Source organism: Exiguobacterium sp. PFWT01 (assembly GCF_018255795.1).
Classification (GTDB): domain Bacteria; phylum Bacillota; class Bacilli; order Exiguobacteriales; family Exiguobacteriaceae; genus Exiguobacterium.
The window spans coordinates 2856410-2880728 of record NZ_CP073755.1 but is presented as its reverse complement, the minus strand read 5'-3'; the positions used below and the strand labels follow the sequence as shown (position 1 = coordinate 2880728).

At 48.9% G+C, this 24319-nt stretch carries 25 protein-coding genes; 23 read left to right on the top strand and 2 right to left on the bottom strand.

Annotation, left to right across the window (positions count from 1 at the left end):
* Nucleotides 1–664 precede the first annotated feature (664 nt).
* The 4 genes from rpmH (at nt 665) to KD909_RS14925 (ending at nt 2920) form a co-directional block, all read left to right on the top strand.
* A complete protein-coding gene (gene rpmH / locus KD909_RS14940) occupies nt 665–799 on the top strand; it encodes a 50S ribosomal protein L34 (protein ID WP_015880216.1) in 135 nt (44 codons plus the stop codon).
* A gap of 164 nt (nt 800–963) precedes the next feature.
* Nucleotides 964–1308 (top strand): ribonuclease P protein component, encoded by a 345-nt coding sequence (gene rnpA / locus KD909_RS14935; protein WP_015880217.1) that lies wholly within the window; start codon nt 964–966, stop codon nt 1306–1308.
* Nucleotides 1309–1412: 104 nt separating this feature from the next.
* Nucleotides 1413–2273, top strand: coding sequence for a membrane protein insertase YidC (yidC, locus tag KD909_RS14930; protein ID WP_015880218.1), 861 nt, complete (start codon nt 1413–1415; stop codon nt 2271–2273).
* A gap of 101 nt (nt 2274–2374) precedes the next feature.
* Entirely contained in the window at nt 2375–2920 is a 546-nt protein-coding gene (locus tag KD909_RS14925) for an HdeD family acid-resistance protein (RefSeq protein WP_031424079.1), read from the top strand.
* Nucleotides 2921–2933: 13 nt separating this feature from the next.
* Here KD909_RS14925 and KD909_RS14920 read toward each other — a convergent pair whose 3' ends face one another.
* Nucleotides 2934–3692, bottom strand: a complete 759-nt coding sequence (locus KD909_RS14920; RefSeq protein ID WP_211782030.1) for a nucleotidyltransferase domain-containing protein — start codon at nt 3690–3692, stop codon at nt 2934–2936.
* Between the two features lie 171 nt (nt 3693–3863).
* On the opposite strand from KD909_RS14920, the gene mnmE reads away from it, so the two are divergent.
* From mnmE to KD909_RS14895, 5 genes are all read left to right on the top strand, one after another.
* Complete coding sequence (gene mnmE / locus KD909_RS14915; protein WP_031424082.1) at nt 3864–5243, top strand: tRNA uridine-5-carboxymethylaminomethyl(34) synthesis GTPase MnmE; 1380 nt, start codon at nt 3864–3866, stop codon at nt 5241–5243.
* Between the two features lie 15 nt (nt 5244–5258).
* Nucleotides 5259–7145: a tRNA uridine-5-carboxymethylaminomethyl(34) synthesis enzyme MnmG gene (gene mnmG, locus KD909_RS14910; RefSeq protein WP_211782029.1), complete on the top strand. Its 1887-nt coding sequence runs from the start codon at nt 5259–5261 to the stop codon at nt 7143–7145.
* 4 nt (nt 7146–7149) lie between these two features.
* Nucleotides 7150–7866 carry a 16S rRNA (guanine(527)-N(7))-methyltransferase RsmG gene (rsmG, locus tag KD909_RS14905; protein WP_015880223.1) on the top strand — a complete coding sequence of 239 codons (717 nt, stop codon included), beginning with the start codon at nt 7150–7152 and terminating at the stop codon, nt 7864–7866.
* A gap of 80 nt (nt 7867–7946) precedes the next feature.
* Complete coding sequence (noc, locus tag KD909_RS14900) at nt 7947–8831, top strand: nucleoid occlusion protein (RefSeq protein WP_015880224.1); 885 nt, start codon at nt 7947–7949, stop codon at nt 8829–8831.
* A 36-nt stretch (nt 8832–8867) separates the two neighbouring features.
* Nucleotides 8868–9650 (top strand): ParB/RepB/Spo0J family partition protein, encoded by a 783-nt coding sequence (locus KD909_RS14895; protein WP_211782028.1) that lies wholly within the window; start codon nt 8868–8870, stop codon nt 9648–9650.
* Here the strand turns inward: KD909_RS14895 and yyaC are convergent.
* Nucleotides 9623–10249, bottom strand: a complete 627-nt coding sequence (yyaC, locus tag KD909_RS14890; protein WP_015880226.1) for a spore protease YyaC — start codon at nt 10247–10249, stop codon at nt 9623–9625. The genes KD909_RS14895 and yyaC overlap by 28 nt on opposite strands.
* Before the next feature lie 169 nt (nt 10250–10418).
* On the opposite strand from yyaC, the gene KD909_RS14885 reads away from it, so the two are divergent.
* The 14 genes from KD909_RS14885 (at nt 10419) to KD909_RS14820 (ending at nt 24318) form a co-directional block, all read left to right on the top strand.
* The gene (locus tag KD909_RS14885) at nt 10419–11360 is read left to right on the top strand and encodes a mechanosensitive ion channel family protein (RefSeq protein ID WP_074035244.1); all 942 of its coding nucleotides are present in this window, start codon (nt 10419–10421) and stop codon (nt 11358–11360) included.
* Nucleotides 11350–11553, top strand: a complete 204-nt coding sequence (locus tag KD909_RS14880) for a DUF951 domain-containing protein (protein WP_047795718.1) — start codon at nt 11350–11352, stop codon at nt 11551–11553. The genes KD909_RS14885 and KD909_RS14880 overlap by 11 nt, the downstream gene beginning before the upstream one ends.
* Nucleotides 11554–11706: 153 nt before the next feature.
* Nucleotides 11707–12807 carry a redox-regulated ATPase YchF gene (gene ychF / locus KD909_RS14875; RefSeq protein WP_031424089.1) on the top strand — a complete coding sequence of 367 codons (1101 nt, stop codon included), beginning with the start codon at nt 11707–11709 and terminating at the stop codon, nt 12805–12807.
* Nucleotides 12808–12937: 130 nt separating this feature from the next.
* On the top strand, nt 12938–13225 hold the full coding sequence (rpsF, locus tag KD909_RS14870) for a 30S ribosomal protein S6 (protein ID WP_015880230.1): 288 nt from the start codon (nt 12938–12940) through the stop codon (nt 13223–13225).
* A gap of 37 nt (nt 13226–13262) precedes the next feature.
* A complete protein-coding gene (gene ssb / locus KD909_RS14865) occupies nt 13263–13772 on the top strand; it encodes a single-stranded DNA-binding protein (protein WP_015880231.1) in 510 nt (169 codons plus the stop codon).
* A gap of 43 nt (nt 13773–13815) precedes the next feature.
* Nucleotides 13816–14046, top strand: a complete 231-nt coding sequence (gene rpsR, locus KD909_RS14860) for a 30S ribosomal protein S18 (RefSeq protein WP_015880232.1) — start codon at nt 13816–13818, stop codon at nt 14044–14046.
* Nucleotides 14047–14198: 152 nt separating this feature from the next.
* Entirely contained in the window at nt 14199–16190 is a 1992-nt protein-coding gene (locus KD909_RS14855) for a DHH family phosphoesterase (protein ID WP_211782027.1), read from the top strand.
* Nucleotides 16187–16630: a 50S ribosomal protein L9 gene (gene rplI / locus KD909_RS14850; RefSeq protein WP_159563195.1), complete on the top strand. Its 444-nt coding sequence runs from the start codon at nt 16187–16189 to the stop codon at nt 16628–16630. Before KD909_RS14855 ends, rplI begins: the two co-directional genes overlap by 4 nt.
* Nucleotides 16631–16647: 17 nt before the next feature.
* A complete protein-coding gene (gene dnaB / locus KD909_RS14845) occupies nt 16648–18000 on the top strand; it encodes a replicative DNA helicase (protein ID WP_015880235.1) in 1353 nt (450 codons plus the stop codon).
* A gap of 158 nt (nt 18001–18158) precedes the next feature.
* The gene (locus KD909_RS14840; protein WP_211782026.1) at nt 18159–19448 is read left to right on the top strand and encodes an adenylosuccinate synthase; all 1290 of its coding nucleotides are present in this window, start codon (nt 18159–18161) and stop codon (nt 19446–19448) included.
* 121 nt (nt 19449–19569) lie between these two features.
* Nucleotides 19570–20280: a response regulator YycF gene (yycF, locus tag KD909_RS14835; RefSeq protein ID WP_015880237.1), complete on the top strand. Its 711-nt coding sequence runs from the start codon at nt 19570–19572 to the stop codon at nt 20278–20280.
* A gap of 3 nt (nt 20281–20283) precedes the next feature.
* Complete coding sequence (gene walK / locus KD909_RS14830; protein ID WP_211782025.1) at nt 20284–22125, top strand: cell wall metabolism sensor histidine kinase WalK; 1842 nt, start codon at nt 20284–20286, stop codon at nt 22123–22125.
* Entirely contained in the window at nt 22125–23507 is a 1383-nt protein-coding gene (gene yycH / locus KD909_RS14825) for a two-component system activity regulator YycH (RefSeq protein ID WP_015880239.1), read from the top strand. The genes walK and yycH overlap by 1 nt, the downstream gene beginning before the upstream one ends.
* Nucleotides 23494–24318 (top strand): two-component system regulatory protein YycI, encoded by an 825-nt coding sequence (locus tag KD909_RS14820; RefSeq protein ID WP_015880240.1) that lies wholly within the window; start codon nt 23494–23496, stop codon nt 24316–24318. Before yycH ends, KD909_RS14820 begins: the two co-directional genes overlap by 14 nt.
* The last annotated feature ends 1 nt before the right edge of the window (nt 24319 follow it).

Genomic DNA, 24319 nt, shown 5'->3' with positions numbered 1-24319 from the left:
AACTGTGGATAAAGTTATCCACATGGTGTTCATTATGGGGATAACACTTATCCACAGCCTGTGTATATCTTGGAATCACGAATTGTTCATCCACAAGTTTGTGCACATTCAGTTTAGCAAAATAAAATAGACGTGGCAATGCTTTTTGGTATTTATCCACAGATAAAGAAAAGTATCCACACCCACTTATCCACATGCTGTGTGTTTTGTGGATAACCTGTGGATATATTGTGGATAAAGCACTAATGATGGAATATGAGATGAAAAAGTTATACACAAAAGAGGAAGAAGTGAAATGAAAGATTGTTTTTGTAAAAGAAGAAAATGAAAAAATAAAGAATGAGAATATGAAAAAAGAGGAGTTATTCACATATAAATGTGGATAACTTCGAGATTTTGTGGATAAAATGGCTCAACGTGGCTATTTATAAAGACCGTTTATAAAATACGTAAAGGTTGTGTATACATTCATCCCCTACTCGTCCTTCGGATAAGGATCGAATCCATGTGGATGAATGCTTTCTGAGTGCCTCATTCTACGAATTCGAAAACCATCCGAAAATACATTGACAATTGTTGAATCGATTTATATAATCTTAAAGACTGCCTTAAATGAAACTATAACTTGCTAATAGAGCGTTAATCTTGAGGAGGTGCTGTAACCATGAAACCAACTTTCAACCCTAACAACCGTAAGCGTAAGAAAGTTCACGGATTCCGTGCACGCATGGCGACTAAAAACGGTCGCAACATTCTTGCTGCTCGTCGTCGTAAAGGCCGTAAAGCCTTGACTGTATAATTTCGAATGAAGATTGCCCGGGGATCCTTTCCTCGGGCAATTTTTTAGTTTGTCTTAGTTTGTCACAGAAACGTAGTATTTCATGGATTCTCCCTCGTTCAAATGATGTGGATATGATATGATGTTAGTTGACGATTTTTGAAGCGAAGGATGGAGTGAGAATTTTGAAAAAAGAATACCGCCTGCAAAAGAATGAAGAGTTCCAAGCGGTGTTTCGCGAAGGACGCTCCGTGGCCAATCGTCAGTTTGTCGTCTACACGCTCAAAGCGGATCAAACGCATTTCAGAGTGGGTCTTTCCGTCAGTAAGAAACTTGGAAATGCTGTGGAACGGAACCGGATGAAACGATTGATGCGTGAGTCGCTTCGCTTGCTCGAACCAAACGTTGCACCGAATGATTATGTCATCATCGCTCGAAAACCTGCGACCGCATTGACGCAGTCGGAAGTGACCGAGAGTTTAAAACACGTATTCAAACGGGCCAAGGTTTGGCAAAAGCAGGGCCGGTGACCATGACAATCTGAATTTGTTCTCTCATATAATTAGAGTCTGATAAGATTGCCCGATCGACGTGTGCGTTAAAAAGAATTGATAAAGAAAGCGTAGGAGGAACTATGAGCAAAAAGCTAAAATTAGGATTACTCGCTGCCATGACCGCGGTCATCATGCTGATGGCAGGCTGTGTGGATCCGTCTACCATCCAAGCCGAACCAGTAACGGCTGACACAGAAGGTTTCTGGGCGAAGTACTTTGTATGGCCGCTCGCATGGCTTTTGAAGGAAGTTGCTTACTTGGTCGGTGGCCCGTGGCAATACGGGATTTCAATCATCATCGCGACGATTATCGTCCGGTTATTGATTCTCCCACTCATGATCAAGCAGACGAAGAGTATGGGTGCGATGCAAGTGTTGCAACCAGAAATGCTGAAGCTTCGTGAAAAGTACAGCTCAAAAGACCAGGAAACACAACGTAAACTCCAAGAAGAGATGATGAAGCTTTACCAGGAATACCAAATTAACCCGCTCGCGGGATGTTTGCCGATCTTGATTCAAATGCCGATTCTCTTCGCATTCTATGATGCGATTCGCCGTACACCTGAGATTTTCGAAGCGAACTTCTTATGGTTCGACCTCGGTGCTCCGGATCCAACGTTCGTCTTGCCGATTTTAGCGGCAATCTTGACGTTCGCACAGCAAAAAATCTCAATGGCGGGTCAAGAACAGAACCCACAATTGAAGATGATGCTTTATATCTTCCCGGTTATGATCTTCGTCATGTCGATCAACCTCCCAGCTGCCCTTTCGTTATACTGGGTAGTCGGTTATATCATCTCGATCATCGTCACGATGGCCATCATGCTCCCGATGCGTGAGAAGATGAAGGTTGCGGCTGAAGCGAAAATCGCTGCGAAAGAAGCAGAGCGTGCAGCGCTTGCTGAAGAAGAAAAGAAAAACAAAAAGAAAAAGCGTAAATAATCGCTAAGCTGAGTGTCTTCTGACGCTCAGCTTTTTTTGTGGGATTGCAAGCCGGTCAGAGGGGAATAGAGATAGAAATGAGTAAATGGAGGTGTGGGAAAATGGAGGCATTCATTCAGCGTTTGGAACGTTCGACGTTATGGCAAGCGGTCATTTATTTTGTACTTGGTGTTCTCATTTTGTTATATCCTCGATTTTTCTTTGATGTCATGGTGTATGTCATTGCCGGTTATTTAGCGATCATGGGGATTTGGATGATTTTTCAAGGGTTGCGTCGACGTCAGGGAGGGTTGCCACCCACTTTCTTTATGGGTCTCATCTATTTGATTTTGGCAGCGGTCGTCTTTTTCTTCGCGGAGACGCTAGCTAGTCTTCTCCCGATTTTGATCGGAGCCTTGTTCTTATTCGGTGGAATCATCCGTCTGATTCAGGCACTCGGTTACCGTCAATCGATGTCGGGACGATGGCTCTGGTTTTTGATTGGAAGTCTATTGTGGATAGGTGTCGGGATTCTCATGTTGACGAATCCGTTCAGTAGCCTACTTGTCTTGTTCCAACTGTTCGGCGGCATTCTCATCGCCATCGCGATACTGGAACTGTTCCTCTATTTCACGATTCGTTCGACGAAACGCCAAGCAAGATACTAAAAAACAAGCCGCCCTATATGCCAGGACGGCTTGTTTCTCGTTGAATCAACTGTTCCATGAACGGTCCGAACACGTTGTAGCCAGGTAGTGATGTGAAAAAAGTTTGCTCTGCCTGAAGTCGCTCCAGATAGATGTGGGCGGCTTTTTCGTGTGAGGCGGGGGTCAAGTGGTCATAAAATGAGCGAAGGTCGATTTCTTGCCGTTGTGTCACATCTTTTAAACCGAGGGAAGCCCGGTCCGGTGTGTGGTGAGCGGCTAACACATATGCGAAATGAACCATTCCTTGCCGGAGCATCTCCGTTGCCCACATCGCGTTGCCTCGATTGCGTGATTTTGTATATTGGAAAAAGAACCACACGGTATCGAACGCATGGTCACTGATTGCCGCTTCGTCTAATTGTAAGAAAGTGACGTGTCTAGCAAGTCGCTGTTGTGGGTCGTAGAGCACAAGAATCGAGTCTTGATGATTCAACGTCTCTTGCGTGACCGTGAACAGGTCGAGATGAAGAAAATCATCAAAGACGGCGATGAGTTGTGGCGCGACGATGTGAATCTCGTCTTTTAACAGAATCGGACGATAGGCGGTTAAATGCTCGAGGCGTCTGGATAGAAAGGAGGCCTCCTCATCGGGGTGCACCATGACATAGAGGTCGATATCGGAATGTTCATCGGCTTCTCCCCGACCGAATGAGCCCTTCATAAAAATCGCTTGAACCGCTTCGTCGTGCTTTAATCGCTCGGTGATGATTCGGATTGCGTCTTGTTGGTTCATAATAGATGCCCTCTCTCCTATGTAAATATATTCCTTTATTGTACGAAAACGATGAGTCGAATGGCAATGACTTGATCGATGGGCCAACTCTTTCGTTCAAGTCGAATATCGTGTATAGTAGGTTCGTTATGCATATGATAGAAGAAGATGTTTAGGTTTGGAGGGAGAAAGATGCTAGAGTTTGACACGATTACAGCGATTTCGACGCCGATGGGTGAAGGTGCCATCGGGATCGTCCGATTATCGGGCGATTTGGCGGTCGAAACGGTGAACAATGTGTTTTCTGGGAAAGACTTAACAACAGTCGATTCACATACGATTCATTATGGAACGTTAAAATATCCTAATACGGGCGAAATCGTCGATGAAGTCATGGTCAGTATTATGCGCGCACCGAAGACGTTTACGCGAGAAGATGTCGTCGAGATCAATTGTCACGGAGGCGTCGTAGCGGTCAATCGTGTCCTTGAGCTCATTCTCGATCAACCCGACATCCGTTTGGCAGAACCGGGCGAGTTCACGAAGCGCGCCTTTTTAAATGGCCGAATCGATTTATCTCAGGCGGAAGCCGTCATGGATCTCATTCGAGCGAAGACGGACCGGGCCATGAACGTTGCGATGGCGCAAATGGAAGGACGTTTGTCACGCCTCGTTCGCGAGTTACGTCAACAGTTGCTCGAGACGATTGCGGCGGTCGAGGTCAACATCGACTATCCAGAGTATGACGCAGAAGAGATGACCCAGGCCATCGTCGAAGAGAAAGCGGGCGAGGTCAAACGTGTCCTCGAGCAGTTACTCGAGACAGCACGACAAGGGAAAATCTTACGTGAAGGCTTGGCTACAGCAATCATCGGTCGACCGAACGTCGGTAAATCTTCTCTGATGAATACGCTCGTTCAAGAGACGAAAGCGATCGTCACCGAAATTGCCGGAACGACACGTGACACGATTGAGGAATACGTCAACGTGAAAGGTGTTCCGCTCAAATTGATCGACACGGCAGGGATTCGCGAAACGGAAGATATCGTGGAACGAATCGGTGTGGAAAAGTCGAGAAAAGCGTTAGAGGCGGCAGATTTGGTCCTTCTCGTCTTGAACGGACACGAGGGATTGACTGTCGAGGATGAGGCGTTATTTGAGGCAGTAAAAGGAATGAATGCCATCATCATCATCAACAAGACAGACTTGCCACAAAACATGGATTCTTCTAAGCTAGAGAAACTAGCGGCAGGACGTCCGATTGTGGCGACATCGCTCTTACTAGATGAAGGAATCGATGCCCTTGAAGCGGCCATCGCAAACCTCTTCTTCGCAAAAGGGGTCGAGTCACAAGATATGACGTATATCTCAAACGCTCGACACATTCAATTAATCAAACGAACGATTGGTCAAATTGATGAGGCGCTCGGGAGTGCCGTCATGAATATGCCGATCGACATGGTTCAGATCGATTTACGTCGTGCGTGGGATACGCTCGGTGAAATCAATGGAGATACCGTACAGGAGAGCTTGATTGATCAGCTCTTTTCACAGTTTTGTCTTGGGAAATAATAAGGAGGAACGAATATGGCTTATACGGCAGGCGAATTTGACGTCATCGTCATCGGGGCCGGACACGCAGGGATTGAAGCAGCACTCGCATCGGCTCGCATGGGCGCGAAAACAGCGATGCTCACCATGAACCCCGATATGGTCGGGTTCATGTATTGCAACCCATCAATCGGTGGGCCGGCGAAAGGAATCGTCGTACGTGAAATCGATGCGCTCGGTGGCGAGATGGGGCGCGCGATTGACGCGACTTACATCCAAATGAAGATGCTCAACACATCGAAAGGTCCGGCGGTACGTGCATTACGTGCACAGGCGGACAAATTCCAATACCAAAATCACATGAAGAAAGTGCTAGAAGACGAGCCGAATCTACTGCTTCGTCAGGCGCTAGTCGAACGTTTGTTGATTGAGGACGGAGAAGTACGTGGCGTGGTAACGAACACAGGTTCAGAATATCGCGCGAAAGCGGTCATCGTCACAACGGGAACGTTCATGCGCGGTCAAATCATCATCGGTGAATTGGCATATGAAAGTGGCCCGAATAACCAAATGCCTTCGGTCGAGCTATCGAAGCATCTAGAAGAGCTCGGTCTCGACTTGGTTCGATTCAAAACGGGAACACCGCCACGAATCGACGGCAAGACGATCGATTACTCGAAGACGGAGATTCAACCAGGAGACGAGAATCCATCATTCTTCTCGTACACCTCGACGGATTTGAATCTGATCGAACAAATCCCATGCTGGCTCACGTACACGAGTGAGCGCACGCACCAATTGATTGATGAGAACTTGCATCGCTCACCGATGTACTCGGGTGCGATTAAAGGAACGGGACCACGTTATTGCCCATCGATTGAAGATAAGGTCGTTCGCTTTAATGATAAACCGCGTCACCAAATCTTCTTGGAGCCAGAAGGTCGCGATACAGAAGAAATCTATGTTCAAGGCTTCTCGACGAGTATGCCAGAAGACGTGCAACATCAGATGCTTCGCACGATCCCAGGTCTTGAAAATTCAGAGATGATGCGTCCTGGTTATGCCATCGAGTACGATGCGGTCGTACCGACACAGCTTTGGCCAACGCTCGAAACAAAAGCGGTCCCTGGCCTTTTCACAGCGGGACAAATCAACGGGACGAGCGGGTACGAAGAAGCGGCTGGACAGGGCATCATGGCGGGAATCAACGCCGCATGCAAAGTGCTCGGCAAGGATCCTGTCATCTTGGACCGTTCGCAAGCGTACATCGGCGTCTTGATCGATGACCTCGTGACGAAAGGGACGAACGAACCGTATCGTCTTCTCACATCACGTGCCGAATACCGTCTTTTGTTGCGTCATGACAATGCGGACTTGCGACTCAGCGACATCGGGTATGAGATCGGCTTACTTTCAGAAGATCGTCACGCTCACCTCAACAAGAAACGCGTAGCGATTGAAAAAGAAGTAAAACGACTTGCATCCCTCGTCGTCAAACCGACACCTGAAGTCAATGCGATGCTCGAATCGGTCGGTGCACACCCGCTCAAAGAAGCGACACATGCCAACATCTTGTTGAAACGTCCGGAAGTATCCTATGAAGCACTCATGACAGTCGTTCCATCAACGGAAGAATTGTCATATGAAGTAAAAGAGCAAGTCGAGATTCAAGTGAAATATGAAGGCTATATTTCCAAACAGCTTGAACAAGTCGAGAAGATGCGTCGCATGGAAGAGAAACGAATCCCAGAAAACTTGGATTATGATGCGATCGGTGGTCTCGCGACAGAAGCGAAACAAAAACTAAAACAAGTTCGTCCTCTTTCGATCGGACAAGCGTCCCGTATCTCAGGCGTAAACCCGGCAGACGTGTCAATCTTGCTCGTCTATATCGAACAGGGACAATACGCAACGGTGGAGTGAAACGATGAACGAATCTCAATTTATTGAAGCGTTACGAGCTGAAGGATTTGAACTGAGTGAGACACAACTCAGTCAGTTCAAACGTTACTTCGAAATGCTCGTCGAATGGAACGAAAAAATGAACTTAACGGCCATCACGGACCGGGAAGAAGTATATTTGAAGCACTTCTATGATTCGCTCAGCGCAGCGTTTCATTTCGATTTCACGAAAGTCGAAACCGTATGTGATGTCGGGGCAGGAGCGGGATTCCCGAGTCTTCCGCTCAAAATTTTATTCCCACACTTACACGTCACGATCATCGATTCGTTAAACAAACGCATCACCTTCTTGAACGAATTGGCCCTCGCCCTCGGGCTCGAAGGTGTCGCGTTCCATCATGGTCGCGCTGAAGAGTTCGGAAAAAATAAAAAGTTCCGCGAACAGTTTGACGTCGTCACAGCGCGTGCGGTTGCCCGCATGACCGTGTTGGCGGAATACTGTTTGCCTCTCGCGAAAGTAGGCGGAAGCTTCGTCGCGCTTAAGGCGGCCAAGGTTTCTGACGAGATGGCAGACGCCAAAAACGCTTTAGCCGTTCTAGGTGGAAAAGAAAAAGCGACACACCAGTTCCTATTGCCAGGAGAGATGAGTGAGCGTAATATCGTAGTTGTAGATAAACTACGAAAAACGCCCGGGAAATATCCGCGTAAAGCGGGGACACCGGCGAAAGAGCCACTTATCTGATGATGTCGTTTCACGTGAAACAAAAGCAGATTCCAGTGGTGGAGTCTGCTTATTTTTTTACATAAAAGGGGTGCCCGACGTTGAAGAATAGATTTGCGAAATTGTTCGGTGTGAATCGAAAAGACGAAGTTGCCGTGACGCAGATTGCGGAAGTTCGAGCGGATGACACGGTACAGGAACTCTCATTGTCACGGTTGCGTCCCAACCGTTATCAACCGCGTAAAGTGTTCGAACCGGCAAAAATTGAAGAGTTGGCAACGACGATTTCGGAACATGGACTCCTTCAACCAATCGTGGTTCGAAAGGCAGATGGGGACTGCTATGAAATCATTGCCGGGGAGCGTCGTTTCCGTGCCGTGAAATCGCTTGGCTGGTCAGCGATTCCGGCAATCGTTCGTGATATGGACGATGATACGACGGCTGCACTCGCCTTGATTGAAAACTTGCAGCGTGAGCAGTTAAGCCCGATTGAAGAGGCGGAAGCATATGATCGTTTACTCGCCTTGAACGGCTTAACGCAAGATGCCCTCGCGAAAAGTCTAGGCAAGAGTCAATCTACGATTGCCAATAAGTTGCGTTTGTTAAAATTGCCGGAGGATGTGAAGCAGTCGCTTCGCGATCGTCGGATCAATGAGCGACATGCGCGTGCGTTGTTACCGCTAAAGGAAGAAGGATTGCAACTTCAAGTGCTCGCGGAAGTGTTAGAACAGGATTTCAACGTCAAGGAGACGGAAGAACGCGTCGCCTTTTTAACAACACCGATCGAAGAAGAGAAGCGAAAGCCGAAAAAACAACGGCGTCGGACGAAAAGTTTTGCGCGCGACACGCGAATCGCCATCAATACGATTCGTGACTCAATCGATTTGATTGGGAAAACAGGGATTGACGTCCAAACTGAAGAAGTAGACGAAGAGGAATTTGTTGAAATTCGAATTCGCATCCCGAAAGCGCGGCCTCAAAAATGAGTCCGTGCTTTTTTATACAATGAAGGAGGTTTGTAGATGGAACGATTAGCATTAAAATTCATTCGCCCAAACCCGAATCAGCCCCGGAAACAATTTGAGGTGGAAAAATTAGAAGAGTTGCGTCAATCCATTGAGCGATATGGCGTCCTACAACCAATCGTCGTTCGAAAAGCGACAGGATACTATGAAATCATTGCCGGGGAACGACGTTTTCAGGCGGCGAAGCTCGCTGGGAAAGAAGACATTCCTGCCCTCGTCGTCACGGCGGACTCCGATCGCGTCATGGAGTTGGCGCTGATTGAAAACATTCAGCGGGCAGACTTGAATGCCATCGAAGAGGCTGTCGCCTATGAACAGTTGATGCAGACGCTAGGTCTGACGCAACAACAGTTGGCCGATCGCGTCGGGAAGAGCCGCAGTCATGTGACGAACAGTCTTCGCCTCCTTCGATTGCCGAGTGCCGTCCAGCATGCGGTCATGGTCGGAGATTTGACGATGGGACATGCACGTGCCATCACGGGCATGAAATCGGAACAAGCGATGGAACAGATTGCGAAACGGGTCATTGCCGAGCATTGGACGGTCCGTCGCCTCGAGCGATATTTACAAAAAGAGCGCACAGAAAAAAAGACGCTGAAGCGATCGAACGCCGATATCGAGGCGGTCGAAGCGGTGCTTGCGGAGCGTCTTCAGATGGATGTGTCGATTCGTCCACGCCGAAAAGGCGGCGTCCTCGAGTTGAAGTATTTTTCCCAAGACGATTTGGAACAATTGTTGATGTTACTATCGCCTCAAGACTTTGATTCGTCTCGTGACTGACGAAGACGTGTGATGGCCGCCTCTTCGTGATGCAGGCGCCCGATGCGTGCATCAAAATCGGCGAATCCGTCTGTGATGAAACGTGCGAGTTCATACACAAGATGGAGACGGGTATTCTGTAAAATCATCATCTCCATGAATCCACTTACGTTCACGACGGCTTTAATATTGTACGCGCCGACTGCCGGGAGCTCTTTTTGGACACCGGCCCCTGGAGCGAGCGGACCTTCCGAAAAGAAGACGTAACCGACACTCGATAAACGTCCGAGACAGGCGTCGATGGCGATGATGAGCGGTTGATGGAAGCGCGTTTGAATCTCATGTAACGTTTCCACCAAATTGAGTGCATGTACAGGCTTTGTTAATGTGCCGTATACATGTAAATTTCGAATGTGACGTTCTTCTAAAAACGTTCCGACGAGCGGACCGAGTGAATCACCGGTCGAACGGTCCGAACCGATGCAAACAAGGACGATGGGGCGATGGGTTTCATTGACCAACTGTTCATGAAGCTGGTCCGCAAGCAATCTGGATCCACTCCGCTCAGTGTGTTCAATGAAGAAAGAGTATGGTTTATGAGGTTTTAAGCGAAACGGCATGAATCTCATCCTCTCTTCTAAGCTGCCTATTCCTAGTTGCAGTTGGGGGATTGATCTCGTATTAACCCATTCCCAAAAGTGGAAAACTTCTAACTTCCGAATGCAGTGTTTGAGAAAAGTCGTGAAATATGTTTTGATGATTTAGAATCTACGACTTTGAGGTGAAAAGATGGCTTCGCAAAATACAGAAAAAGATTTAAATACGGTTGCCGATGAGACAATCGACAGCGTGAACCGATTCGTCGAGTACTTTAAAGATACAGACATGTGGATTGGTTTAGGGATCAAGCTCGCCGGTGTGGCGCTCATCATCCTTGGTTTATATATCGCAACACGCATTTTGACGACGATGGTCGAGCGCGTGTTTACACTCCGCAAAATAAAAGAACATGATATCGTCGCCCAGCGACAGAATGAAACGTTATTAAAATTAGCCCAAAACACAATCCGCTATGTGATCGGGTTGATTATGGTCTTGACGGTGCTCGGACAATTCGGTGTGAATATCGCCGGTTTGATTGCATCAGCCGGGGTCGCAGGTCTTGCAATCTCATTCGGGGCACAAAGTTTGGTGAAAGACGTCATCACAGGGGCGTTCATCATCTTTGAAAACCAATACAAGAACGGGGATTACGTCAATTTGAACCAACAAGTCGACGGGACGGTCATCGAGGTCGGAATCCGGACGACGAAGTTAAAAGGATTAAACGGACAAGTGACGATTATTCCGAACGGACAAATCTTACAAGTGACGAACTACTCGCTTGAAAACAGCGTCGCTGTTGTCGATATTGGGGTTGCGTACGAAGAAGATATGTCAAAAGTAGAGCAAGCGCTCAAGGAAATTGCGAAAACGGTCGAAGCACGCTATCACGACTTGTTCATCAAGCCAATCGACTTAGCTGGAGTGCAGTCGCTCGGACCATCGGAAGTGGTGTACCGATTAATGGCGGAAGTTCCGCCGACCCAGCACTTCGCAGCTGGTCGAATTTTGCATAAAGAGTTAAAGGCTGGACTTGACGAGCGGGGGATTGAAATTCCATACCCACGTACGGTCATGATGCCACCGAACTCGGCTCCTAAAGGAGGAGAAGCAGAAAATGCAAAGTAAAACCTATGCATTGAACGATATTGTGGAAATGAAAAAACCACATGCCTGCAAAACGAACCGCTGGCAAATCACGCGTGTCGGGATGGACATTCGAATCAAGTGTCAAGGCTGCGGAGCCAGTGTGCTCATGCAACGCCGTGATTTCGATAAGCGATTCAAGAAAGTGCTTGAACAAGGGAACGCCGCCGAATAAGCGGCGTTTTTCTTTAGGTTATGAACGTGAGTTGCGGTTTAATCGTGGACTATCTATAATTGTGAAGGATGTGACGGTGTGGTGTACTGAATGTACCCACTCCACAGACGGCTTAACATTTCCCGGGAAACACCGGATGAGGAGGAACTACTAGTGGGATTAACAGCAGGAATCGTCGGATTGCCAAACGTCGGGAAATCGACATTGTTTAATGCGATTACACAAGCAGGAGTCGAGGCGGCCAACTATCCGTTCGCGACAATCGACCCGAACGTCGGCGTCGTAGAAGTACCAGACGCGCGTCTTGATCGATTGACGGAACTCGTCAAACCGAAAAAGACGGTACCGACAGCATTTGAGTTTACAGATATCGCTGGAATCGTGAAAGGTGCATCAAAAGGGGAAGGTCTCGGAAACAAGTTCTTGGCGAACATTCGCGAAGTCGATGCGATTTGCCAAGTCGTCCGTTGTTTCGAAGACGAGAACATCACGCACGTCGCAGGCCGTGTCTCGCCGATTGACGACATCACGACAATCAACCTTGAATTGATCTTAGCTGACCTTGAGCAAGTCGATAAACGAATCGCACGTGTTCAAAAAATGGTGAAGGCAAAAGATAAAGGTGCGGTACAAGAACTCGAAGCACTCGAAATCGTGCGAGATGTTCTTGAGTCAGAGCGTCCGGCACGTGTCGCTGAATTATCAGAAGATCAACTCGCGATCGTCAAACACTTCCAATTGCTTACGATGAAGCCGATGCTTTACGTGGCGAACGTGAGTGAGGATGAAGTGGCAGATGCCGATTCGAACGAGTTTGTACAAGCAGTCCGTGATCACGCAGCAACAGAAGGGTCGAAAGTCATCGTCATCTGTGCACGAATCGAAGAAGAAATTTCAGAACTCGAACCGGAAGAACGCCTCGAGTTCTTACAAGATCTCGGAATCGAAGAGTCTGGACTTGATCAATTGATCCGTGCGGCTTACTCGACACTTGGCCTTGCGACATACTTCACGGCAGGTGAGAAGGAAGTTCGTGCTTGGACGTTCAAACAAGGGATGAAAGCCCCACAATGTGCCGGTGTCATCCACTCTGACTTCGAACGTGGATTCATCCGTGCCGAAGTCGTGTCGTATGACGACCTTTCAGCAGCAGGCAACATGACAACGGTGAAAGAACAAGGGAAACTTCGTTCAGAAGGAAAAGAATACGTCTTCCAAGATGGCGACGTTGTCACGTTCCGCTTCAATGTATAAGTTGATTTACGGAAACGTATTGTAAAATTCAAGGAAGTTTGATAGTATATTATGACGTGAGTAAAACAATTGTTTGCTCCTTGCTCCTACAACCGGTAGGGGCCGTTAGTCCAAGAGGAGGTGAAAGATAATGCGTAAATACGAACTTCTTTACATTATCCGTCCATCAGTTGATGAGGAAGCGAAGAAAGCTTTAATCGAGCGCTTCAACAACGTCATCACTGAAAACGGTGGTACTGTTGAAAAAACAACAGACATGGGTAAACGTCGTTTCGCTTATGAAATCAACAAGATGCGCGAAGGACACTACGTTCTTCTTAACATCGTTGCTGAACCTAAAGCGATCTTAGAAACAGAGCGTCTCATGAAGATCTCTGACGACGTTGTCCGTCAAATGACAACAAAAGACGAGCGTTAATCCTTAACGTTTCGTATCGTGAAAGGGGAGCTTGGAGATGATTAACCGAGTTGTGTTAGTTGGTCGATTGACTCGCGATCCCGAAATGCGTTATACGCAGAGCGGAATCGCCGTAACACGCCTTACTCTCGCTTGCGATCGTCCATTCGCTGGACAAGATGGGAAGCGCGAGACGGACTTTATTGATTGTGTCGTTTGGCGCAAACAAGCAGAGAACGTAGCACAATACTTGAAAAAGGGCAGCATGGCCGGCGTTGACGGTCGCCTTCAAATCAGTAGTTACGAAGGACAAGATGGCCAACGTCGTTACCGGGCAGAAGTAGTCGCCGACAGCGTACGCTTCCTTGAACCACGCGGAGCCTCAGGGCAACGTGAGCAAGCACCATCAGGAGATGTCTTCGGTGGTGGTGAATCAAGTGGATCAGGATGGGGCGCAGGAGCCGCTTCGACTTCATCTCAGTCCTCGAATTCGAATAAAGGTTTTGACGCAGATCCGTTCTCGGGTGGCGGCAAAATCGACTTGTCAGATGATGATTTGCCATTCTAATCATCATGGACAATAAAAACTAACTTATAAAGGAGGTCTTCACATGGCACGTCGTCCAGGAGGTCGTCGTCGTCGTAAAGTATGTTTCTTTACGTCGAACAACATCACTCATATCGATTATAAAGACGTAGAATTGCTCAAACGCTTCGTTTCGGAGCGTGGTAAAATTCTTCCACGTCGTGTGACTGGTACTTCAGCGAAATACCAACGTCCACTTACTGTCGCTATCAAGCGCTCACGTCAAATGGCTTTGCTTCCATACGTTGCAGAGTAATTGTTTGACGAACGGCTTATCCTCTTGGATAAGTCGTTTTTTTGTATTTCATCTCGTCTGTAAGTGTGTAAGTGAAACCGACGAATATGGTATGATAGAGCAGAAACCTTTACGATTCCATGGGTGAACATTACTCATTTTAGGAGGCATACATGCACAGTGGTGAAGCATTAACATCCGTGAAGAACCAATACGCGCGGCACATGATTCCATACGTGATTGGACTCCTTGTCTCGTTGGGATTGGCGTTCTACAACATTATGGCGGCAATCACCCTGTTTATGGGCACGCTGATTTTTTTCATCTATCAGCAAGTGACGATGCGACGGGAGCGTAAAAATTGGGAACAGTATGTCCTCTCTCTCTCTCATCAAATCGAAGAGGTCGGAAAAGAAGCGTTGACGACGATGCCGATTGGGATTTTAGTCTTTGACCAGGACCGACGGATCAGTTGGTATAACGAACAATCACGATTGATTTTCGAACTCGATATGGCGATTGGAATACCGCTTGATGCGCTCCATTCCGCCTTCGATGAATTGATTGAAGAAGAAGAGGATGAAGCCACGATTGAAGTGGGTGACCGTGTCTATCGTGTCTATTACAATCAAATCCATCAAACCCTCTATTTATTTGACATGACCGAAGAAGCGGAGATGGAACAAAAGTATGTCCAAACGCAGACGGTCATCGGTATTTTGTATTTAGATAACTATGACGAGATGTCGACTGCGGTGGATGAACAGGTCCGTAGTGAAGTCAATCGTCGGGTGACGGTGCTCCTCAATCAATGGGCGCAGCGGCATCACATCTACATGCGTCGTACAGCGGCGGACCGCTTTTTCCTCGTCATGAATGAACGGACGCTATCTGAACTTGAAAACAACCGCTTTTCAATCTTGGATGAAGTGCGTGATGCGACGAAGGAACAAAGAATCCCGTTGACGTTATCAATTGGGATTGGGTGCGGTGAAACGACGTTGACGGAGCTCGGTAATCTCTCTCAGTCGAGCCTGGATTTAGGACTTGGCCGTGGCGGTGACCAGGCAGTCGTCAAGCGTCATAATGGAAAAGTTCGTTTCTTCGGCGGGAAGACAAACCCGACCGAGAAGCGAACACGCGTCCGAGCACGTGTCATCTCGAACTCGATGCGTGACCTCATTCGGGAATCGAGCCGTGTCCTCGTTATGGGACATAAGAATCCAGATATGGACTCGCTCGGGGCTTCCATCGGTGTCATGAAATTGGCTGAGTTTGTCGGGCGCGAGGCGTATGTCGTCATTCCATCCGGTGAGACGAGTGTCGGGATTCAGCGGCTCGTCAATGAAGTAGAGAACGATGACTCGTTATACAGCCAATTCTTGACCGAGTATGAGGCGCAGCCACTCATCGATGAACAGACATTACTCGTCGTCGTCGATACACATCGCCCTTCTCTCGTCATTTCAAAAGACATTTTGGATCGGTCGGAGCGGGTCGTCGTCATCGACCACCATCGTCGCGGGGAAGAATTTATCGAAGATCCGGTTCTCGTGTATATGGAACCTTACGCATCATCAACGAGTGAGCTCGTCACGGAATTGATTGAGTATCAGGCGGGAAGCCGAAAGCTCTCGATTTTAGAGGCGACGTCACTTCTTGCCGGAATCATGGTCGATACGAAAGGATTTACGCTCCGTACGGGGTCCCGTACGTTTGATGCGGCATCCTTCTTGCGAGTTCAAGGGGCTGACACGGTACTCGTGCAGCACTTCATGAGACAAGACCTCGATGCCTATATCGAGCAGTCTCAGATTTTGAGATACACCGAAATTTATGCAGGTGGCATGGCGATTGCGGTCGCTTCTGACGACGAGGCACACCATCAAGTGTTGATCGCTCAGTCTGCAGACCAGTTGTTGAATATGGAAGGCGTCAAAGCCTCGTTCGTCATCGCCGTCTTACCGGACGGACGTACGGGAATCAGCGCGCGGTCGCTCGGTGACGTCAACGTCCAGGTCATCATGGAAATGCTCGATGGCGGTGGCCATTTGACGAATGCAGCGACGCAACTTGAAGTGAGTCGCGAACAAGCGAACGTCATGTTGAAAGAGGCAATCGATCATTACGTAACAGATGAAACTGAAGGAGAGGAATTAGAATGAAAGTCATTTTGAAAGTAGATGTAAAAGGACAAGGGAAAGCTGGAGAAGTGAAAAACGTGGCAGACGCTTACGCTAAAAACGTCTTGTTCAAGAAGAACTTAGCAGTGGAAGCGACACCAGGAAACCTGAAAGCATTCGCGGCGAAAGAACGTCGTGCCGAAGAAGCAGCAGAAGAAGAGTTGAACGAAGCGAAACAACTCAAAGAGAAGCTTGAAAAAGAGACGATTGCCGTCACGACGAAAGCCGGTGAAGGCGGTCGCGTGTTCGGTTCGGTCACGAGCAAGCAAATCGCGGATGCCCTTAAATCAATGGGCTACAAAATCGATAAGCGTAAAATTGAACTCGAGCATCCGATCAAGGCGCTCGGTTTCACGAAAGTGCCAGTGAAGTTGCACCATGACGTCGTCGCGACGTTGAATGTACATGTACAAGAAGCTTGAAGGTGAGGTAGAGACGGATGAGTGATGCGATTCAAGTCAATACACCACCGCATAGCGTGGAAGCGGAGCAAGCCGTCTTAGGGGCAATCATCCTCGATTCGGATCGGTTGATTACGGCCTCAGAGCGGGTCGACCCGGACGACTTTTATCGTGTCAGCCACCAACGCATCTTTGAAGCGATGCTAAAAATCAATGACCGAGGCGAGCTCGTCGACTTGGTCACGCTCAGTTCCGAGTTGCAGGCGCAAGGGATTTTAGACGAAATCGGGGGCCTCAACTATTTGGCGGAGGTCGCGGAATCCGTTCCCGCCATCGGGAACATCGGCTATTACTTGAACGTCGTCGACCAAAAAGCGGCACTCCGTCGTCTGATTCGAACAGCGACGAACATCGTCTCGGATGGTTATGAGCGTCAGGATGAGGTCGATTCTGTCCTCTCGGACGCGGAGCGGAACATTCTAAAAGTATCGCAACGAAAAGGGCAATCGAGCTTCCACCCGATTGGTTCTGTCTTATCCGATGCGTACTCGACGATTGAAAAGCTGCATCAGTCGAGCGGGGAGATCACTGGGATTGCGACCGGCTTCACGGATTTGGATAAGATGACAGCCGGTTTCCAACGAAACGATTTGATTATCGTGGCCGCCCGTCCATCTGTCGGGAAGACCGCGTTCGCCTTGAACATCTCGCAAAACGTCGCGGTCCGTACGGGTGAGAACGTCGCCATCTTCAGTTTGGAGATGGGTGCCGAGCAACTCGTCATGCGTATGTTGTGTGCGGAAGGAAACATCGATGCCCAGCGCCTCCGGACCGGTCGTCTTGAAGCGGAAGACTGGGGTCGTCTCTCTCTCGCGATGTCGTCGCTCTCACAGGCAGGCATCTACATTGACGATACACCGGGTCTTCGGGTCAACGAAATCCGAGCCAAATGTCGCCGATTGAAGCAGGAACATGGTCTCGGGATGATCATGATTGACTACTTGCAGCTCATCGTCGGGAACGGGAAACCGGGCGAGAACCGCCAACAAGAAGTATCGGAAATCTCACGTACGCTCAAAGCAATCGCACGGGAACTACAAGTACCGGTCATCGCCTTGTCTCAGCTCTCACGTGGCGTAGAGAGTCGTCAAGACAAGCGACCGATGATGTCCGATATCCGTGAATCGGGAGCAATCGAGCAGGATGCCGATATCGTCGCCTTCCTCTATCGTGATGACTATTACGATAAAGAGAGTGAGGACGCCAATACGATTGAAATCATCATTGCGAAACAACGTAACGGTCCGACCGGTACGGTCAAGCTCTCTTTCCGGAAAGAGTACAACAAGTTCGTCAATATGGAGACGCAAGCCTTCGCACCACCGATGTAACGTCGGTGGTGTCTTTTTTTATATAGGGTTTGATTAAAATAACGAACGAATAGTTACATCTTATATAAAACGTTCGGTATTCAATTGACTTTCTTGCTTTTCAAGTGTACACTTACGGATGGTTTGAACAGAACGTTGATTAATAAGGAGGATTCATTATGTCATCAGTAGTCGTAGTGGGAACGCAGTGGGGCGATGAGGGGAAAGGGAAAATCACCGATTTCTTATCGAAACAAGCCGAAGTCGTCGCGCGTTATCAAGGGGGAGACAACGCTGGTCACACGATCGTCTTCAATGATACGAAATATAAACTTCACCTCATTCCGTCTGGGATTTTCTATTCGGATAAGACGTGTGTCATCGGGAACGGGATGGTCGTCAACCCGAAATCACTCGTGACAGAACTCGCTTACTTACATGAACGTGGTGTGAGCACGGATAACCTTCGAATCTCGAACCGCGCGCATATCATCTTGCCATACCACCAGCTCCAAGATCGTCTCGAAGAAGAGGCGAAAGGTGACGCGAAAGTCGGGACGACACTAAAAGGAATCGGCCCAGCATACATGGATAAGGCGGCACGTATTGGGATTCGCATCGCCGACCTTCTCGACAAAGAAGTCTTTGCAGAGAAATTGAAGACGGTGCTTGAACTAAAAAACCGGATGTTCGTGAAAATGTACGAGGTCGACCCAGTCGAATTTGATGACATTTTCGAAGAATACTACGCGTATGGTCAACAGTTCGCGAAATACGTGTGCGATACATCGGTCGTGTTGAACGATGCGCTCGACGAAGAGAAAAAAGTTCTCTTTGAAGGGGCTCAAGGGGTCCTTCTCGATATCGACCATGGAACGTATCCGTTTGTCACATCGTCGAATGCTGCATCAGGCGGCGTATCGAGTGGTGCCGGAATCGGGCCATCGAAGATTCATCACGTGGTTGGTGTCTGTAAAGCATATACGTCACGCGTTGGAGACGGTCCGTTCCCGACAGAGCTCGACGATGAGATCGGTCATACAATCCGTGAAGTCGGGAAAGAATATGGAACGACAACAGGTCGTCCACGCCGTGTCGGCTGGTTCGATTCGGTCGTCGTGCGTCACTCACGCCGCGTCAGTGGGATCACCGATCTTTGCCTCAACTCAATCGATGTGCTGACAGGTCTTGAGACGCTTAAGATTTGTACATCGTATGAGTATGAAGGAAAGCATCTTGACGAGTATCCACCGAACTTCCGCGTCCTCGAGAAGTGTGTACCGGTATACGAAGAGCTTCCTGGCTGGACAGAAGACATCACAGGGGTTCGTCGCTTTGAAGACCTTCCGGAGAACGCACAGCGTTACGTGCGTCGCATCGAGGAATTGACAGGAGTCGAGTTGTTGACGTTCTCGGTCGGACCGGCTCGTGAACAGACGGTCATCTTGCGTGATATTTACGAAGCATAAGAAAGGGAGCCACCGGGCTCTCTTTTTCTATTTCCACGGAAATGGACCACGCTTTCTAAGCTGTTTAAAAAGAGTTACAATGTAGGCATGTACGTTTAATGATAAGAGGAGGACTCACTGAATGGATCGTACGATTTTAGTGGTAGATGACGAACAACCAATCGCAGATATATTGAAGTTTAAACTTGAAAAAGAAGGTTACCAGGTGCATGTCGCCTATGACGGCGAAGAAGCGCTCGTCAAAGTAGAGGAGATTCAACCGGATCTCATCTTGCTCGACATCATGCTTCCGCTCAAGGACGGCATGGAAGTATGCCGTGAGGTACGGAAGAAGTATGATATGCCGATCATCATGTTGACGGCGAAAGATTCCGAAATCGACAAAGTACTCGGACTAGAGCTCGGCGCAGACGATTACGTCACAAAGCCGTTCAGCTCACGTGAATTGTTGGCCCGTGTCAAAGCGAACATGCGACGTCATGCGACGGCACCGGCGCCGGAAGCGAAAGGCGCGAACGCGAACGATATCGTGATCGGCGATTTGACGATTCACCCGGACTCGTACATGGTGACGAAGCGGGATGAGAAGATCGAATTGACGCATCGCGAGTTCGAATTGATTCATTACCTCGCCCAAAACATCGGACAAGTGATGACGCGGGAGCACTTGCTCCAAACGGTATGGGGATATGATTACTTCGGTGATGTGCGTACCGTGGACGTCACGGTGCGTCGTCTTCGTGAAAAAGTAGAGGACAACCCGTCGACTCCGACGTATATTATTACGCGTCGCGGCGTCGGGTATTATTTGAAGGCAGGAGAAGAAGATTAAACGATGAAACGGACGAACTTCTTTAAATCAATCCAGTGGAAGCTCGTCGTCATCTATGCGCTGCTCATTCTCGTTGCGATGCAAGTCATCGGCGTGTACTTTGTGCGTTCTTTAGAACGGCAATACATCAACAACTTCTCGCAGTCACTTGTCGACCGGGCGAACCTACTGAGCTACAACATCAGTGAGGGGACTGCCGCGAACGAGAGTGACTCGACCACGGACCAGCAGTTGAACCAGTTACTGGATCAGCTGCTGTCTGAATTTACAGAGAGCACGACGCTAGCTGACGACATTCGAGAAGTCCAAATCATCGACACGAACAGTGTCGTCCGGGCGACCTCGAACCAAAATAATCAAAGTCTCGTCGGACAACGGACGGCGAGCACGTTCATTCAAAAGTCATTCGCGACAGGCGGAGCGCAAGAGACGCTCGTCTATGAAGATTCAAATGACCGAATGCGCGTCGTCGCCGTTCCAATCAAGTCGGAAGTGGACGGCACAACGACCGGGATGATCTATATCGAGGCATCGATGAAGTCCATCTACAACCAGATGGAACAAGTGACACGCATCCTCGCAACGGGGACATTGATCGCACTCATCATCACCTCGTTCCTCGGAATCCTTTTATCTCGAACCATCACGCGACCGATTGCCGATATGCGGAGGCAGGCCGTCGAGATGCGGAAAGGGAACTTCTCGCGGAAAGTTAAAGTGTATTCGGATGACGAGGTCGGTCAACTCGCGTATGCGTTCAACGAATTGACGGATGAGTTGATGGAGGCGAACGCGACAACGGAAGCCGAACGACGCCGCTTGACGAGTGTCCTCGAGAACATGTCGGACGGTGTGGTCGCGACCGACCGCTCGCTACGGGTCATCTTGATGAACGACCAGGCGCGCGACATGATTGGGGTCGATGAAGAAGAGGCGATGGGGACGAATCTACAAAATCTCCTCGCATTCGAAGAGGAAATCATCATTCCGGAAGACGGCACGATGCCGACAAAACTGATTGACCTCAGTACGGACGAAGAATTGTTCCTCGTTCGTGCCTATTTCTCACCGATTCAAAAACATAGCGGACCAATCACAGGTCTCATCGTCGTCTTGCATGACGTCACGGAACAAGAACAGGTCGAACAGGACCGCCGTGAATTCGTTGCGAACGTCAGTCATGAATTGCGGACGCCGCTCACGACGATGCGTAGCTATTTGGAGGTTCTCGCAGAAGGCGCGTATCAGGATGAAGAATTGGCGCCACGTTTCTTAGAAACGACACAAAACGAGACGGAACGGATGATTCGCCTCGTCAACGACTTGTTGCAACTCTCGAAGATGGACAGTAAAGAATATAAGATGCAAAAAGTGAAGTTCGACTTCGTGCAGTTCTTTAACGACATTATCGACCGTCACGAGATGACGAAAGGGGATGCGATTCAATTCCGTCGCAAACTGATGAAGCGTCGCGTCTACGTGCATGCCGATCAAGATAAGATGACCCAAGTCATCGACAACATCATCACGAACGCCATCAAGTTCTCACCAGAAGGCGGGACAATTACGTTCCGGACGATGCTTCGGGCGAAACGCCTCGTCATCGGCATCAAGGATGAAGGGGTCGGGATTCCGAAGTCGAACTTGAAGAAGATTTTCGAGCGTTTCTATCGTGTCGATAAGGCACGGGCGCGTAACATCGGTGGTACCGGGCTCGGTCTATCGATTGCCAAGGAAGTCGTATCCGCTCACGGTGGCGACATCTGGGCAGAGAGTGAATTTGGAAGAGGTACAACGATTTACTTCACGATCCCGTTCGATACGATTGTGGAGGTGAATGATTGATGAAACGGTTTACGATTGCAAAGCCGGAACTGTGGAAGTCGTTCATTTTGCTCACGTTAATCGTCACGTCGATTGTTCAAACCATCATCTTATGGGACTACCATCCTACGTATCAGGCCGTCCAATCAGAAACGCAGCTCACGACGGTGGACGAGTCATTGCAGCGTCGTGCGAATCAGGTCATCATCCCGACTCAAGCGGTCGTGCATGACAACAATGCCGTGTTCGCTTCGAAGAATACACCGAAGCAACTGATGCGTGTCATTCGAGATTCGTTTGAGGCGAGTGAGTTCAAGCCGCTCGCCGTAAAAAACGTCCCGAGTTTCTATACGGATATCAACGAGGGACTCGAGTTGATCTTGCCGGAGGCCTACTATGCGGACACGCTCAGCTATATGCTTCCCGGGACGTACAGTCTGTCCGGGAAAATCCCACAGCGGATCCTCATCTATATGGACGACAGTGTGTTCAACATCCGCGCCATCATGAGCGACCAGTCCATTTGGGAAGGGAAGTTGACGAAAGTCGGAAACGGCGATGTGAACAGCCTTTTCTTAAAAAACTCGAGTCGAACGATGAAACGCGTGACGTATACGGATGAACGCGTGAATTACATCCCGGTCGTCGGACCTGAGATGAATGAGTTGTTCGCGTATGACGTATCGTCGATTCAAATCGACACTCGTCTCGACTGGATGCGAGATACGTTCTTCCCAGGTGACCCAAACGTTCAAGAAGTCGACCCGGCAAGCTCGGTCGGGGCGTTGACGAACGGTGTCAGTGTGGCGGAATACGATGCGAAACTGAATGCGAGTCGCTATCGAAACCTGTCTCGGAATAGCACCGAGCGTGATACAGCAATCGGATTGGATTCTATTGTGGAATTCGTGAACTTCCACGGGGGATGGGTCGATGAAGCGTCTGAGAATCAAGGGCTGTCCCTTCGATTCGATGCCATCACACCGGCCAACAAAGGATTTGAAACGACCGTGTTCCGTTTTCATGTGAAAGGGTATCCGGTCTTCAGTCAGCGTGAGGCGTTTATCAACAACGATGCCATCGACTTATCCACATTGCGTGTGGAAAACGACGGGGCACAGGTCCGATCGATCACCCGTAACCACTTGGAAATCGATCGGTTGATCACCGTCGGCACGACACAGTTGGCCGATGCGGACGAGGTACTCGGTACGCTCATCAACTCCGGACGATTTGAGAACGTGACCGAGATTCGAATCGGTTATGAGATTGAATATAACGAGGACACGAGCCGCTATGTGACGTTTTCACCGAACTGGTTCGTGCGTGAGGCGGGCCGTTGGGTCCCATACAATCAAGGAGACGATTGGACAGAAAGGATGATGTATCGTGGATTGGAGTAAAGCGAAAACGATTTTAATCTTCGCCTTCCTCGCCTTGAACATCTATCTGTTGTTTCAATTGCTGACGGAAACATGGGCGACCGAAGTCGTGACGAATGACAACACCTCGATCACGCAGATTTTAGACCAGCGGAATGTCGATCCGGCAAAATTGCCACGGATGGGTCGGGATATCGGCTATTTGACAGGTTCGTCTGAAGAGATGTCAGCCGCGATGATCACGAAAAATCGGGAGGCACAGCTCGCGACGACGCTCGACAACATGCAACTCGAAGTCGAGTTGAAACAACCCGTCCCGCTCGATGCGAAGGATTTACGGACGACCGCCTCGACGTTTGTAGCAGAATATGCCCCGTTTGGAAACGAGTACGCCTACTGGCGCTACGATGAAAAAACGAGACAGATCGCTTTCGTGCAAACATTCGAGGATAACAAGATTTTTTCAGCACCTGAAGTCGAGGGAGATACGGAAATGTACATCGGTCCGTCCCTCATCCTCATTCAGTTGAACGAGTCGTTCGAAGTGACGGATTATAAACAGCGTCATTTAAAAGACCTCTCGTCAAAAACGCAAGACGACCTCGTGTTGACGGCCAGTGAAGCCATCTCACAACTCGCATCTCGGAAGTACTTCCAACCGAACCAGGAGATGCGGGCCATCAATACCGGGTTTTACAGTTTACCGCTCGACAGCTCTGGCAGTTTGATCATCATGCCACCGCTTTGGTCGATCGGGATTGATGATCAGGTCTACTTCGTCAATGCGATCGATGGAACAGTCGAGCACGTGGAGTTTGAAACGAAAGAATGAA